At 41.8% G+C, this 14,137-nt stretch carries 12 protein-coding genes; 9 read left to right on the top strand and 3 right to left on the bottom strand.

The window, feature by feature from the left end:
* Positions 1 to 19 precede the first annotated feature (19 nt).
* The 4 genes from CUU64_RS02720 to CUU64_RS02735 all read left to right on the top strand — a co-directional run bounded on the left by CUU64_RS02720 (position 20) and on the right by CUU64_RS02735 (position 5,859).
* Positions 20 to 979 carry a metallophosphoesterase family protein gene (locus CUU64_RS02720; RefSeq protein WP_180954442.1) on the top strand — a complete coding sequence of 320 codons (960 nt, stop codon included), beginning with the start codon at positions 20 to 22 and terminating at the stop codon, positions 977 to 979.
* A 164-nt stretch (positions 980 to 1,143) separates the two neighbouring features.
* A complete protein-coding gene (locus CUU64_RS02725) occupies positions 1,144 to 2,244 on the top strand; it encodes a branched-chain amino acid aminotransferase (protein ID WP_101631743.1) in 1,101 nt (366 codons plus the stop codon).
* Between the two features lie 108 nt (positions 2,245 to 2,352).
* On the top strand, positions 2,353 to 4,596 hold the full coding sequence (locus tag CUU64_RS02730; RefSeq protein ID WP_101631744.1) for an AAA domain-containing protein: 2,244 nt from the start codon (positions 2,353 to 2,355) through the stop codon (positions 4,594 to 4,596).
* Between the two features lie 279 nt (positions 4,597 to 4,875).
* Positions 4,876 to 5,859, top strand: coding sequence for a DMT family transporter (locus CUU64_RS02735; RefSeq protein ID WP_101631745.1), 984 nt, complete (start codon positions 4,876 to 4,878; stop codon positions 5,857 to 5,859).
* On the opposite strand, the gene CUU64_RS02740 is transcribed toward CUU64_RS02735, so the two are convergent.
* Positions 5,849 to 6,535, bottom strand: coding sequence for a LuxR C-terminal-related transcriptional regulator (locus CUU64_RS02740; RefSeq protein ID WP_101631746.1), 687 nt, complete (start codon positions 6,533 to 6,535; stop codon positions 5,849 to 5,851). The two genes, CUU64_RS02735 and CUU64_RS02740, sit on opposite strands and share 11 nt — an antisense overlap.
* Before the next feature lie 148 nt (positions 6,536 to 6,683).
* On the opposite strand from CUU64_RS02740, the gene CUU64_RS02745 reads away from it, so the two are divergent.
* The 3 genes from CUU64_RS02745 to CUU64_RS02755 all read left to right on the top strand — a co-directional run bounded on the left by CUU64_RS02745 (position 6,684) and on the right by CUU64_RS02755 (position 10,415).
* A complete protein-coding gene (locus CUU64_RS02745) occupies positions 6,684 to 7,571 on the top strand; it encodes a R2-like ligand-binding oxidase (protein ID WP_101631747.1) in 888 nt (295 codons plus the stop codon).
* 78 nt (positions 7,572 to 7,649) lie between these two features.
* Positions 7,650 to 9,182, top strand: a complete 1,533-nt coding sequence (locus CUU64_RS02750) for an aldehyde dehydrogenase family protein (RefSeq protein WP_101631748.1) — start codon at positions 7,650 to 7,652, stop codon at positions 9,180 to 9,182.
* Between the two features lie 21 nt (positions 9,183 to 9,203).
* Entirely contained in the window at positions 9,204 to 10,415 is a 1,212-nt protein-coding gene (locus CUU64_RS02755; RefSeq protein ID WP_101631749.1) for an iron-containing alcohol dehydrogenase, read from the top strand.
* A 63-nt stretch (positions 10,416 to 10,478) separates the two neighbouring features.
* On the opposite strand, the gene cdaS is transcribed toward CUU64_RS02755, so the two are convergent.
* Together cdaS and CUU64_RS02765 are read right to left on the bottom strand one after the other, a co-directional pair.
* Positions 10,479 to 11,102: a sporulation-specific diadenylate cyclase CdaS gene (cdaS, locus tag CUU64_RS02760; RefSeq protein WP_101631750.1), complete on the bottom strand. Its 624-nt coding sequence runs from the start codon at positions 11,100 to 11,102 to the stop codon at positions 10,479 to 10,481.
* A 137-nt stretch (positions 11,103 to 11,239) separates the two neighbouring features.
* Complete coding sequence (locus tag CUU64_RS02765) at positions 11,240 to 11,419, bottom strand: hypothetical protein (RefSeq protein WP_101631751.1); 180 nt, start codon at positions 11,417 to 11,419, stop codon at positions 11,240 to 11,242.
* Between the two features lie 378 nt (positions 11,420 to 11,797).
* Between CUU64_RS02765 and pepF the strand changes: the two genes are divergently transcribed.
* Both pepF and CUU64_RS02775 read left to right on the top strand, forming a co-directional pair.
* Positions 11,798 to 13,594, top strand: a complete 1,797-nt coding sequence (gene pepF, locus CUU64_RS02770) for an oligoendopeptidase F (RefSeq protein ID WP_101631891.1) — start codon at positions 11,798 to 11,800, stop codon at positions 13,592 to 13,594.
* A gap of 161 nt (positions 13,595 to 13,755) precedes the next feature.
* Entirely contained in the window at positions 13,756 to 14,097 is a 342-nt protein-coding gene (locus CUU64_RS02775; RefSeq protein ID WP_101631752.1) for an STAS domain-containing protein, read from the top strand.
* Positions 14,098 to 14,137: the final 40 nt, after the last annotated feature.

The following is a 14,137-nucleotide window of genomic DNA, read 5'->3' on the forward strand; positions in this document are numbered from 1 at the left end:
GCCGAAAAGGGGGGATACTTTGAAGCTGGTATACCGGATCATTATATTTTCTTCAGCAATGCTCTTTATCGCTATAAATCCTAACGCGACCGCGTACCCGGCAAAAGAAGTGCCCATTCTTCAATTTCCTGTGATGAGTGATGTACATATATGTGGAGAACCGCGCGTCATCGATAGGATTCCAATCTGCTGGAATAATACCGATCATAAATTTCTGAAAGCATTGGAGGACTATCAGCGGATTGCACCTTCTTATCAAGCAATCGCGGTTGTGGGCGACCTTACGAACCATGGACTTGAGGAGCAATACGACCGGTTTATGGACCTTTTGTTTACCGGATCAAATCCTGGTGCTGAACGAATTCTTGCAATGGGAAACCATGAGTTCTTCGAAATGAAGCTATGGAACCGGCCTTTGCTTACTAATGAGATGCTGCTAATGCGTTTTTTAATGAAAACCGGTATGGAAAATGTTTATTATGATAAATGGATTGCAGGTTATCATTTTATAACACTGGGAAGCGAAAGAATGATGCCTGAAAATCCAAATGCCCCATATATTTCAGATACGCAATATCGGTGGTTGGAGCTTAAACTAAGCTTGAATGCTGCCTCAAATAAACCGATCTTTGTTTTTCTCCATCAGCCGATAAAGGATACCGTATATGGCACAGAAAGAAATTATATTGATTTTGATGGGAAAAGGCTCAAAAATATTCTGCGGAAATATCCACAAGCAATTCTTTTTAGCGGTCATACTCACTACACCCTGGACCATCCCAAAACAGTGTACCAAAAGGAGCTTACCATAGTTAACACATCATCCGTAAGCTATGTAACAAGCCGGGAAGGGAGAAAAAGAGGCTTATCTCAAGGACTGCTCGTTAATGTATATAAAGATAGAGTGGAAATCAAAGCTAGAGAATTCAGCAACAACACATGGATTAGGAGCTTCACAATTCAAAATAGAAGGAATTAGCATGTCGTCGGAAATAGAGCATTGGACTTAGTAAAAATAGAATACAACAAGAAAAAATTTCTGAAATTTTTAATAATTAGGCTTGAAGGTAGATAGTTATAGGAGTAAAATGGCTTTTATAGATTTATGTATATACATTAACTTAATAATGAGGAGTTACCGGAATGAAAACACAAAATATAACTATCACCTTGAGCGAGACAAAAAAAGAGAAACCTCAATCCGATCAGCTAGAGTTCGGCAAATTTTTTACGGACCATATGTTCATAATGGATTATGGCACTGAACTTGGCTGGCATGACCCTCGTATCGTACCTTACCAGCCGCTCACTATGGATCCGGCTTCTATGATATTTCATTACGGCCAATCAGTTTTTGAAGGATTGAAAGCATATGAAACAGAAGATGGAAGAGTCTTGCTTTTCCGTCCCGAAAAGAATTTCAGTCGATTGAACCAGTCAAATGAGAGGCTATGTATTCCTGAAATTGATGAGGAATTCGTTCTTGAAGCCCTCAAAAAACTCATTGAAGTCGACCGGGAATGGATTCCAAAGGCAGATGGCACATCCCTTTATATCAGGCCGTTTATTATATCAACAGAACCATTTCTTGGGGTTCATCCTTCCAGTTCCTACAAATTTATGATTATCCTGTGTCCTGTAGGTTCCTACTATAAAGAAGGGATCCATCCGGTAAAAATAGCTGTTGAAAACAAGTTTGTGCGTGCTGTAAATGGCGGAACAGGTACAGCGAAAACAGGCGGAAACTATGCGGCAAGCCTAAAGGCTCAAGAAGTTTCAGAAAAGAATGGATACACCCAGGTCCTCTGGCTCGACGGTGTTGAGAAGAAATATATAGAAGAAGTCGGAAGTATGAATGTTTTCTTCAAGATCAATGGTGAGGTTATTACTCCGGCATTGAACGGAAGTATCCTTGAAGGTGTAACCAGGTCATCCATAATTGAATTATTGAAGCATTGGAATCTCCCTGTAACGGAACGCAAAATCTCTATGGAAGAGGTTCGACAGGCTCATGTGGATGGAACGTTGGAGGAAGCTTTCGGTACCGGTACCGCTGCTGTTATTTCCCCTATTGGAGAATTCTTCTGGAATAATGAGAAGATTGTCATTAACGATGGAAAAACAGGAGAACTTTCCAAAAAGTTGTTTGATACTTTGACCGGAATCCAGCGCGGAAAACTAGAAGATCCACTTGGCTGGGTGGTAGAAGTGACTAAGGAAAATACATTTTCAGTTGCCCGTTAATAGCAAGTTTACAGAATTAATGTTATAGTAATAGAATAAAAAAAGCTCAATCTTCCATTGATTGAGCTTTTTTATTGTTCAGTTTTTAGTTAAAAGGAAGGGTACAATATGACCTCAACTTTAGCATACTTAAAAGAATGGCAAAAAGCATTGCAAATAGAAATTCAGCATTTTAAAAAACATGGAAGCAGTAAATATTCGGTTAAGGACGGACGACTGGTTTCCGATCGAGATGGGTTTACCTATTATTTCGAAACAGACTTTTCTATTAGGATTCCGGTCGGGTCAATAGTCAGATTGGAACAGGGTTCTGAGAGGAAGAACGGTCGTATCCTTTCATCAGAGGGAAAAAGCATCATCCTCACAACGGAGCATTTCCTAGGGGATTTTGTCTCAGAAGCATTCCTTTACCATGATCCATGGGAACTTTTAGAACAGCTAATTCTAAGACTCGATGAAATAAAAAAAAGTAAACGGAAACGTTTAAGAATAAAAAAACTGTTGGATCCTTCTATGCCTGCAAAACATCCGGCCGAAAAAAGTAAGAGTAATGTCCATGAGTTATTTTTACGCTCCAAGTATAATCCTGTTACATACGTCTGGGGCCCTCCGGGTACTGGAAAAACCTATACACTTGCAAGGGTAGCCGCAAACCATCATTTTAAAGGTAAGAACGTATTGATTTTATCGCACAGCAACCAGGCTGTGGATATATTGATGGATGAAACCGCACAATATGTAAAGAAAAAAAAACGCTTCCGTGCAGGAGGCATAATCCGTTACGGAACAATCGGAACTGATTCATCTCATAAGGGCAGACCTTTAACGACCACCGAACTGATTGAAAAAGGAGAACCCAAACTAGCGGAGAACAAAAAACAATTGATCGAAGCAAGACGAAACATTAAAAACGATTTATTGAGTTCTTTTAGTAAACGAGATTCAGATTATCTGCTTGAATTGGAAACAAAGCTGGCAAAGGTTTTGGAAAAATACCGCCAAAAAGAGATGCAACTCCTGAAGGAGGCAAGCATAATCGGAACAACCCTCGCTAAGGCGGCAAGCGACTCATCGATATATGAAAAACAATTTGATGTTGTGATTGTGGATGAGGCTAGCATGGCTTTTATTCCCCAGGTTGCCTTCGCTGCATCGTTAGGAGAGAGAGTCATCATCTGCGGAGACTTTAAACAATTGGCGCCTATTGCCATTTCCCGTCATGCGCTCGTTAATCAATGGTTAAAAGAAGATATTTTTCACGCATCTGGAGTTGTTGAACGGACAACAAAGGAAAAACTGCACGTCCATTTATTTTTACTAAATGAACAGAGACGAATGCATCCTGAAATTTCAGCCTTTACCAATAAATATGTTTATCAATCATTAGTAGAGGACCATGAAAGTGTGTATACAAGCCGAAATAAAATCGTCGAACAAGCGCCATTTCCTGGACGTGCTTCCATCTTGCTGGATAGTAGCCATAGTGGAAAATTTTGTTTTACACAACCTGCTTCACACTCCAGAATAAATATATGGCAGCTTCTGCAGTCCTTCCAGTTAATCCACGAAAGCTATCTTGCCGGGGCACGATCAATTGGGTATGTAACACCGTACCGCGCTCAGGCATCAATGATGGAACTGCTTCTTTCGTCGCTGTATGAAAGGGAGCGAACGCACTGCGATATATTGGCCTCTACCGTTCACCGATTCCAGGGAAGCGAGCGGGATGTTATCATTTTTGATACGGTTGACAGCCACCCTATGGAACGTGCCGGTTATTTAGTGGCAGGTCAAGAAAGCGAAAGGCTAATCAACGTAGCCATCACAAGGACAAGAGGCAAGTTTATCCATGTGGGAGACGCTTCTTTCATACAGGATTCAGTCTACCAAAACAAGACAATCAGGCAATTGGTTGAACACCAAAAAACCCAAGGCCAGTCTATACAGAAGCATGAAATCGGCACATGGGTGAAAAATCAGCTTCCCCGACTGCAATGGATGCATGCCAAAAAGCTGGAACAGGCATTTCAAGACATTTCTTTGGCAAAATCCTCCGTTATCCTGTCTTTACCAAACGGTACGGGACTACCGGAAGATTGGCTGGAACGCTTGAAAAAAAGACCCTATAATGTTTCGCTCACTATTATGTCTGATAGACCTATACATGAAGTTCAACCAGATTTAAATATGTCAGCGAAAGTTGACTTTCCATTTATGATAATTGATGAATGCTTGCTTTGGCTGGGTCACCCATGGGAAGCCATGATTGGTTCAAGGCCTCCGCATGTAGCCGCCCGCCTTGATTCAACTCTAATTGCAAAACACTTGATTTCTCTCTTCGAAGGGAAATGAGGTTCAAGAAAAATATTGTAAATATTGCGAAAGCTCGAATAATAATGGAAAATATTCCCTTATTTTAAAACAATTCCATTTCACCAATATAGCTAGCATCCTCTTGGGGTTGTTGGTACTTATGGAAAAATGTATTATTCGGTTCCTTCATAACAATGCGATTTTTTCATACTGTGTACTCGCCTAGTATACAATTCAGAATATTTAAGCATATGATTGCTATTATTGGATTTCCAGGTACAATAATGCATATAGCTTTGCAAGAAAAGAGGTGGACCCATGCGTCCAATTGCACTTGGTGTTTTCGCTGCCTTCTTTTTCGCTTTTACCTTCATATTAAACCGCATGATGGACCTTTCTGGAGGGAGCTGGCTTTGGAGTGCGTCTTTGCGTTATTTTTTCATGGTGCCAATGCTCCTAATCATTGTCATGTCACGAAAGAACTTGATTCCCTTATTAAAGGAAATGCAGTCACGCCCATCTTATTGGCTCGTGTGGAGTTTTGTCGGGTTCGGGTTATTTTACGCTCCCATTTGTTTTTCGGCAGCATATGGTCCTGGTTGGTTAATTGCGGGAACATGGCTGATCACGATCATCTCTGGTTCATTGCTTGTACCGTTTTTTTATGAGACGAAGCAGACTGCCCACGGCATGGTCCAAATTAAAGGAAAAATTCCATACCGCGGATTAATGATGTCCATGGTGATTCTTCTTGGAGTCGCACTTATGCAGTATGAGCATGCAAACGAAATTTCACTATTAGAAACACTTTTATGCGTAATCCCCCTCATTGTGGCCTCGTTTGCTTATCCGCTCGGGAATCGAAAAATGATGGAGGTCTGTTCAGGAAGGCTAGATGCCTGGCAGCGAGTTTTGGGAATGACGATCGCAAGTCTGCCATTTTGGCTTATCCTTTCTGTTTTCGCTTTTACCACATCAGGTCCTCCAGCCCCAGGACAAATTTGGCAGTCGGCAGCTGTCGCCCTGTTTTCAGGTGTATTTGCCACCGTGCTATTTTTCGCGGCAACCGATTTGGTAAAAGGAAATATGCAAAAATTAGGTGCGGTTGAAGCTACACAATCTTTAGAGGTTTTATTTGCTGCCGCAGGGGAGATTATCATACTCTCGGGTGATTGGCCATCCGCTGTTTCATGGACTGGAATGATGCTCGTCATACTTGGCATGGTGCTCCATAGCTATGTTTCATCAAAACCTGAAAAAACAATGATCCAAACTGTTAAAGAAGAGAAATTTACAGGATAATTCCTTTCCTCATACCTACCGCGATGGCCTCAGCTCGGTGATTAACGCCGAGCTTTCTCATGCTTGCACTGATATAATCCCTTACTGTAAATTCACTTACATTCATCATGGATGCCATTTCCTTCATAGAGTATCCATTTGCCAGGTGTTGCAGGACCTCTGTTTCCCTTTTGCTCAAGGAAGGCTTTTCTTCTGAATTGTGTGACAGGGGGGACAGTGCCTTTTTAATATAATGGGATAAAAGCGTTAAATAGTTTTTTTCAAAGGGATATTCACCCATGTATCTGTCAACCAAAACAAATCCGACCACTATATTCAATAGGCTGATGGGGATAATCGCAAGAGATGAAAGTTGAAAATGGCGGACATATTTATCAGGAAACGATTCAAGTATATCTTCACGGTGGATTAATACTGGTTTATTTCTGGTGACGGCCTGATAAAGCGGAAAAATGGTACGGATGTCGTCTTTCACATGCTGAAGCGAAATGACTTTACTGTTCTCAATCAGAAAAATACCTTCACCAAAATGGCTTAATGGCGAATATGTGAACAGAGAAGCACGCTCGAATGGAAAAAAGTCAACACAACCTCGCAGCATTTGTTCAGCCTTTTTTCGAATATCATTTACTTCAGCCACTGTCTTTATATACTCATTTACAGCGTTCTCCATCATTCGACATTTTCCCCCCCTATATTTTCAGGAATGTTTTTTATGCTAAATCCATCGTACTATAGATTGAAAGCCCTTACAATTTTTAAAGCATTTACCTTGCTTGGTCTGACTGGTTTTTTGGGCTTGATATGTTCGAAGGAGGTTATTTATGGAGAAGAGAACGATTTTAACGACGAGTAAAAGAGGGCTCTTGCTGGATTCGCTCCCGTTTCGCCTATATCAAAAGGCTAAGCGGTTCGGTATCTGGAATCCTGCTGATTTTGACTTTACCCAGGATGTGAAGGACTGGAATAACTTTACAAATGAACAAAGAGAAGCAATCTTGAGGCTGATTTCACAATTCCAGGCGGGCGAGGAAGCAGTAACAAGGGATTTACTTCCGTTAATGATGGTCATTGCAAAAGAAGGCCGTCTGGAAGAGGAAATGTTCCTGACAACCTTTTTATTCGAGGAAGCAAAGCATACGGAATTTTTCAGGCTCCTGCTGAATGCTCTCGGGGTAACAGGAGATCTGTCCATCTATCATTCAAATACTTATAACACTATATTTAATGAAATACTTCCAACTTCATTGGAACGGCTTGAGCATGACCATTCCCCTGAAGCCTTGGCTGAAGCATCGACCGTCTATAATATGTTCGTGGAGGGAGTCCTTGCGGAGACCGGATATTACTCGTTTTATAAATCATTAGAAGGTATTGATGCCATGCCATCATTATTGAAGGGAATCGGATACCTGAAAAAGGATGAAGGGCGCCACATTGCCTACGGTACATTTTTACTGCAGCGCTTGATCAGCGAACATCCTCATATCTTTGACATTGTATCAAAGAAAATGGAGGAACTGACTCCTCTAGCCATACAGCTTAACCAGGAGGGCAGGGTGGAGGAATCTCCATTTGGCGTTGACTTTGAAGATACGATGAATTTTACGATGAAACAGCTAACCGTAAGGATGGACATCCTCGCAAAATCAAGGGGCCAGAAATTGGATGATATCTACAAGCAGCAGGAAAGTGAATTCGGGGTTGTCTAATTCAAAAAACAAAACGATATACAGCAAAAAGGAAAGTTAGCCTTTTCTGTTTGGCCGAATCTAAAAGGAGGATGAAAAATGACTGTTCAAGTAGATATTCAAACGTTCCCGTTATTTATTAATGGGAATTGGGAGCCGGCATCAGGAGGGGAAACCTTCGATGTTATAAATCCGGCAAATGGTGATTTGGCTGCCAGAGTCGCGAAAGCGACGGCTTCAGACGTGGATAAAGCTGTACAGGCTTCACGGGATGCATTTGACAAAACTGATTGGAAGGAAATGCTGCCAAAAGACCGGGCCAAAGTATTAAATGCAATTGCGCATGGGATTGCGACAAATGCTCAGGAGCTTGCTTTTCTTGAAACGATTTCCAGCGGAGGAACAATCCGCAGGGTTGCCTCCAATGATATTCTACAAATGGTTGACCTATTTAACACAATGGCTAAATTTGTACAAACGTACCCATTTTCGGAGACTCTTCCGTCACCGCCATTTCCAGGACCAGCCCATAATTTTATCTGGAGAGAACCGATAGGTGTTTGCGCGGCCATTACACCATGGAATATGCCAATGTTGATTGCGACATGGAAAATAGCTCCGGCTCTTGCAATGGGGAACACGGTAGTCATTAAGCCGGCAAGCTACACTCCGCTATCTACACTGAAACTCGCAGAAATCATTTCACAATTTGTTCCTCCAGGCGTCATCAATGTGGTCACCGGTCCAGGTGCCGAGGTTGGGGAAGCTTTGGTGCGTCACCCAAAAGTCGATAAAGTTGCTTTTACCGGCTCCACCGAAGTTGGACGGAAAATTATGGCCCTTGCTTCTACTACAATTAAGCACACCACTCTTGAGCTCGGCGGAAAATCGCCGAACATAGTTCTTGAGGATGCAGACATGGATATTGCAATCCCGGGCAGTCTTTTTGGAGTGTTCTTACACTCGGGCCAGCTTTGTGAATCAGGTACCCGGTTATTTGTTCCGGACAAGCTACACGATGAAATTGTTGAACGTCTCGTTGCGCTTGCAAAGAGCTTGAAACCGGGCAACCCGCTTGATCCGAATACCACTATCGGCCCAGTGATTTCAAAGCGGCAAAAGGAAACGATCCTTTCCTATATCGAATCCGGGAAGCAGGAAGGGGCAACTTTGGTATGTGGCGGGAATGCAGTAACGGTTCCAGGCTGTGAGGGAGGCCACTTTATTGAACCGACAATTTTCACGAATGTCACAAATGATATGAAGATAGCGCAAGAGGAAATCTTCGGTCCTGTCTTATCGGTTATTCGTTATTCTGATGTTGACGAAGCCATTGCTATGGCGAATGACACGATCTACGGACTTGCTGCAGGAGTATGGACTCGGGATGTGAATAAAGCGTACGTTATTGCCAGAAAGCTGCAGGCGGGAGTGATTTGGATCAATGACTGGCATATGCTCCGCAATGACGCTCCGTTTGGAGGCTACAAGCAGAGCGGAATTGGCCGGGAAATGGGAAAACATTCCCTCGATGCGTATACACAGCTAAAACATGTTCATACATCCATGGTTCCAGAGCTTCATAAACGGAACTGGTATCAAATTTTATTCCAAAATTCCAATGAATCTTAAAAAAAGGCAGGGGTGATTTCGATGCTTACAACGACAATGTCCAGTTATTGGCTGCGCACAGCCATTCACAGCGGTTCAAATACAAGGGCGCTCGTACCCGATTTATTCAGGGGACTAGGTGCAAAAAGGGTGGTTCTTTTTAGTGACAGAGGATTGGAGAAGGCAGGAATCGTGGAAAAAGTAGCACAAATTTTCAGCCTTACCCCGCATGGGACCGGTCCAGAGCTAGCAGGCATTTTTCTTGATATCACACAGGACGCCGAAAGCAGCTGTGTGAATGCTGCCGCACGCTACGCAAGAGAAGTGGGAGCAGATGCATTGCTTGCCGTCGGGGGAGGCAGCGTGCTCGATACAGTTAAAGGGGTAAAATACTCCTTGTTTAAAGGGTTAACTGACATTAATGAAGCGATACCAGGTGGTTTTGTAATGGAATCGTTCCCGCAAGCCGAGCATATCCCGATTCCCCATATTTCAATCCCTACAACAGCTGGTACAGGATCGGAAGTTTCGCCGATTGCGGTTATTTACAATGAAGAAATAAAGCTGAAAACAAATATAATCAATCCATTTATTAGTGCAGATATGGCGATTTTAGATCCGGACTTGACCACTGGACTGCCGCCGCTCATTACTGCCTTTACCGGAATGGATGCATTGACCCATGCAATTGAGGCACTGGCCTCGCCGAATGCCACTTCTTTGACAGATTCCTTTGCTCTCCATTCTATCCGTCTCATTGAGAAAAACCTTCCGCTGGCTGTCAGCAACGGATCAAATGTCGAGGCACGGATGGAAATGCTGCATGCCAGCCTGATGGGAATCACTGCATTTAGCTTCGCATTGAATGCTATTCCAGTGCACAATCTGGCTCATGCTTACGGTGCTATGTTCCGAATTCCACACGGCCTTGCAAACGCTGTATTTTTGCCTGTCGTTATGGAATATATTCCTGACCTTTACCTTCCTAAAGCAAAACAATTGGCAGAAGCATTAGATATCAAAGTCGACACTGATGACCAGAAGGCCTTACTTGCCAAGGCGGTAGAAAAGATCCGGTCGCTACAGGTTAAAATCGGGCTGCCTGCTGACTTTACACAATACAATATTTGCGAGGAAGACCTTCAAAGAGCAACAGGGGCTGTCGCATCTGACCCGGCAGCCATCAACTTCCCAATGCCCGCCCAATTAATTGAGGCAATTGGTCAAAGGGTAGTTCCTGTGCCTGTTAAATAGCCATAAAGACGGCTCCACCCTGGAGCTGTCTTTTTATGTAATAAGTCATTTCAATCAGACAATTTAGTGAATCTCATGGTTATTACTGATTGGATAAAGCGTCCCATTTAAGGCAAAGGAAATTTTTCCTGTTTCTTCCGATACCACCAAAACAAGAGCATCGGTTAGATCTGATAAACCCAGTGAAGCCCGATGTCTTGTGCCCAGTTTTTTTCCAGTGATTACTTGGGAAGTGAGTGGTAGTACATTTGCTGCTGAAATGATTGTATTTTCCTTTACCAAAACGGCACCATCGTGAAGGGGATTTCCTGGATAAAAGATGGCCTCTAGCAAAGAAGGAGTCAATAAGGCTCCTATGGGAACACCTTTTTGGATAAAGGTATCTACTGGAACTGTCCGTTCTATTACAATGATCGCTCCATGTTTTTTCTTGCTGAGATTCTGCACGCTTTTCGCAATTTCCTCATATTTATTCGTAAATTCTGATAGATAGCAGGTCAAATAGAAGGAAGAGGCAATGGCTTCCATTTTCACGCATTCTTTTCTTATTTCTTCCAATTTACATAATAAGCAGTTCTCCTCATCATTAACCGCTTCAATGTTTGTGGTCAAATCATCCCGAATCGAACGCATTGTTTCTTTCAATTTGATTTTGAGCGGGGAATAATCACAATCGATTTCTTTCATTTCTTCTGGGCGTCCTTTCTTAAAAAAGTCGGTTTGTTATATCATTTCCACGAAAAGGAAGCTTATTCAGTCCGAATCATTACAAACCAAAAGCCCCTGCCTGAGGAGCGGTCATTCCTTAGGCAAGGGCTTTCCATTTACATACTATTTAATGCAGTTCCATTTAAATCGAATTCTGGCGTGTCTTCCCTTAACTGGGCCATTTCAAACGTATTAGCACCTAATAAATTCTTTGAAAGTCCGTTATGATCATGATCACCTGGACTTCTAACGGCTTCGTCGTTTTCCATATTCCAGAGGCTGAGAATCTTGGACATTCACCTTCAACTCCTTTAGTCTCAATATGGTTTTTAGCGTTTAACGAAATCAAATTCCAATCATTTATCTTTTTCAGTGGCTAATGTATGATCACCCGGACTATTGATCGCTTCATCATTCTCTTTATTCCAATGGCAGCAGTTCATACACATTGCAGAATCATCTCCTTTGGTTTTTGAGAATGTCTTACATTATAGTAGTACCCTCCCAAAATAGAGGACAAACCATTAATGAGAAATTTTTTCATATTTTAAAGAGCTTACTAGAAAATTAACTATTCTAAAAGCAGCTTCATTTTCTTTAAAATGGGAATAGGATAATATAGACATTATATGATTATGGAAAATACCATTGTAGGAAAAGGGGAGTTATTTACATTGAAAACATACAATTCCCGGGAGGAAGTACCCGAACAAGAGCGATGGAATTTGGCGGATATATATGAAAACAAGAGCGCCTGGGAACAGGATTATAGCCGTATCGGTAAAATGGCAGAAGAATTGAAGAGTTTTGATGGCCGTTTAATTAATGCGATGACACTGTATTCATACTTGAGCAAAAGTGAAGAATTATCTTTTCTTTACCGAAAAGTATATGCGTACGCCATGCTTCAGGTGGACTGTAACACCAGGGAGGCAGAACATCAGGCATTACTTGACAGGGCGAGCCAGCTCGGGCAAAAAATAAGTGCTGCTAATTCCTTTTTTATGCCGTTTCTCCTAAGCCTAGAAGAAGAAACCCTTAAGCGTTATATAGCGGAAGTGGAAGGATTGAAATATTTTGAAGAGGACCTGCTCGATTCTTTCCGTTACAAACCGCATGTTTTGGGAAAGGATCAGGAAGAAATATTATCACAAATGGGGGAGACTCTATCATCCCCGCAAAAAACATTCGGCATGCTGAACAACGCAGATATAAAATTTGGAGAGGTTACAGATGAACATGGCAATAAAGTGGAACTGACCCGCGGAATGTATTCAAAATTAATCGAACACGAAGACCGTGAAAAAAGAAGAGAGGCCTATAAAGCTTATTACAAACCATATATCCAGATGAAAAACACAATTGCTTCCACATTGTCCTCTGCAGTGAAGAATAATGTCCTCCTTTCAAAATTGCGGAATTATCCTTCTGCTATAGAAAAATCACTTTTTTCTGATGAGGTACCGTTAGAAGTATACGAAAACCTAATCAAAGCGACCAAGGATAATATCGAACTGATGCATAAATACCTGCTTCTGCGGAAGAGAACGCTAGGCTTGGAGGAAGTCCGCCAGTATGATCTTACCGTCCCGCTGGTAAAAGGGATAAAACTGGAAATTTCGTATCATGATGCGTATGAAACAATGTTAAATGCCCTGAAGCCTCTCGGCAACGAATATATAGACACGTTATCTTACTTTAAAGAAAAGCGCTATATTGATGTAAGAGAAACCCCAGGCAAGCGTTCCGGGGCTTATAATTTGGGGATTTACGGGGTACATCCATACATTCTCCTGAACCATCAGGATGATTTGGACAGCCTGTTTACCCTTGCTCATGAATGCGGACATGCTATGCACTCTTACTTTAGTTCAAAGCACCAACCTCAAATTACTGCTGGGTATTCCATTTTTGTTGCCGAAGTTGCATCAACTGTCAATGAAATTCTGTTGATCCGTTATTTGTTAAATACAACGGAAGATAAGGAGATGAAAAAACATCTACTGAACCATTTTATTGATAGCTTTAAAGGGACATTTTTTACCCAAGTAATGTTTGCTGAATTTGAAAAAATCGTCCACGAAAAAGCGGAGCGCGGTGAACCGCTGCATAGCGAGGCATTCAATTCCATCTATGAAAACCTGTTTAAGGAATATAATGGTTCAAACCTTCTTGTTCTGGATGAGGAAGTAAAATACGGGTGGTCGCGGATCCCGCATTTTTATCGTCCTTTTTATGTTTATAAGTATGCAACTGGGTATGCGTCCGCCCTCAGTATTGCTGACAAGATCCTTTCAGGTGACCAAGCAACCTTAAATAGCTATTTGGAGTTCCTCAAAAGCGGAAGCTCCGACTATCCGCTTGAGCTGTTAAAGAAAACCGGTGTTGACTTGACTAAACCGGAACCCATACAGCAGGCCCTTGCAATCTTCGGAGAATTGGTGGAAGAATTTGCTTTGCTTATGGAATAAAGACAATAAACATAAATAGCTTGTAGGAATATGACGAATTTTAATTAATTCTATCCTTTTTTTTATCTTGCTTACTAAATTGTACAGTCCTATAATAAGTGCATATAAACTCGTCTGTTGCTCCACCGCTGGTTATCCCTGTTTTGCAAAGGAGTGCTTATGTGAGGATCCCAATATTAAAGTTATACGATCTCTTACTGATTTCCATTCAAGTTGATCTTGATGACCAAAGTGCCATAGAGCTTCAGGAGGATTTATTAAACAAAATCCACCAAACATCCCCAAAAGGAGTGGTTCTTGAACTTACTTCGATGGATATCATTGATTCTTACATCGCCAGGATCCTTGGTGAAATTGTTTCTATGTCTGAATTGATGGGGGCAAAAGTGATTTTAACAGGAATTCAGCCCGCAGTCGCCATCACTTTGATTGAACTGGGGATACAGTTAAATGGAGCGAACACAGCGCCTAATCTTGAAAAGGGAATAGAACTTTTCAACTAGGCTCCATAATTCCGCGTGTGTATAACTTGTTTTATATTCC

Origin of the sequence: Bacillus sp. V5-8f (assembly GCF_002863565.1) — a bacterium.
In the GTDB taxonomy this organism is placed as follows: Bacteria; Bacillota; Bacilli; order Bacillales; family DSM-1321; genus Peribacillus.

Bases quoted from the DNA above. Each gene is read 5' to 3' on its own strand.
- CUU64_RS02745 (WP_101631747.1), top strand. From the start codon at position 6,684: ATGGAGAAGAGAACGATTTTAACGACGAGTAAAAGAGGGCTCTTGCTG.
- CUU64_RS02765 (WP_101631751.1), bottom strand. From the start codon at position 11,419: ATGTCCAAGATTCTCAGCCTCTGGAATATGGAAAACGACGAAGCCGTT.
- cdaS (WP_101631750.1), bottom strand. From the start codon at position 11,102: ATGAAAGAAATCGATTGTGATTATTCCCCGCTCAAAATCAAATTGAAA.
- CUU64_RS02725 (WP_101631743.1), top strand. From the start codon at position 1,144: ATGAAAACACAAAATATAACTATCACCTTGAGCGAGACAAAAAAAGAG.
- CUU64_RS02735 (WP_101631745.1), top strand. From the start codon at position 4,876: ATGCGTCCAATTGCACTTGGTGTTTTCGCTGCCTTCTTTTTCGCTTTT.
- CUU64_RS02755 (WP_101631749.1), top strand. From the start codon at position 9,204: ATGCTTACAACGACAATGTCCAGTTATTGGCTGCGCACAGCCATTCAC.
- CUU64_RS02730 (WP_101631744.1), top strand. From the start codon at position 2,353: ATGACCTCAACTTTAGCATACTTAAAAGAATGGCAAAAAGCATTGCAA.
- CUU64_RS02740 (WP_101631746.1), bottom strand. From the start codon at position 6,535: ATGATGGAGAACGCTGTAAATGAGTATATAAAGACAGTGGCTGAAGTA.
- CUU64_RS02750 (WP_101631748.1), top strand. From the start codon at position 7,650: ATGACTGTTCAAGTAGATATTCAAACGTTCCCGTTATTTATTAATGGG.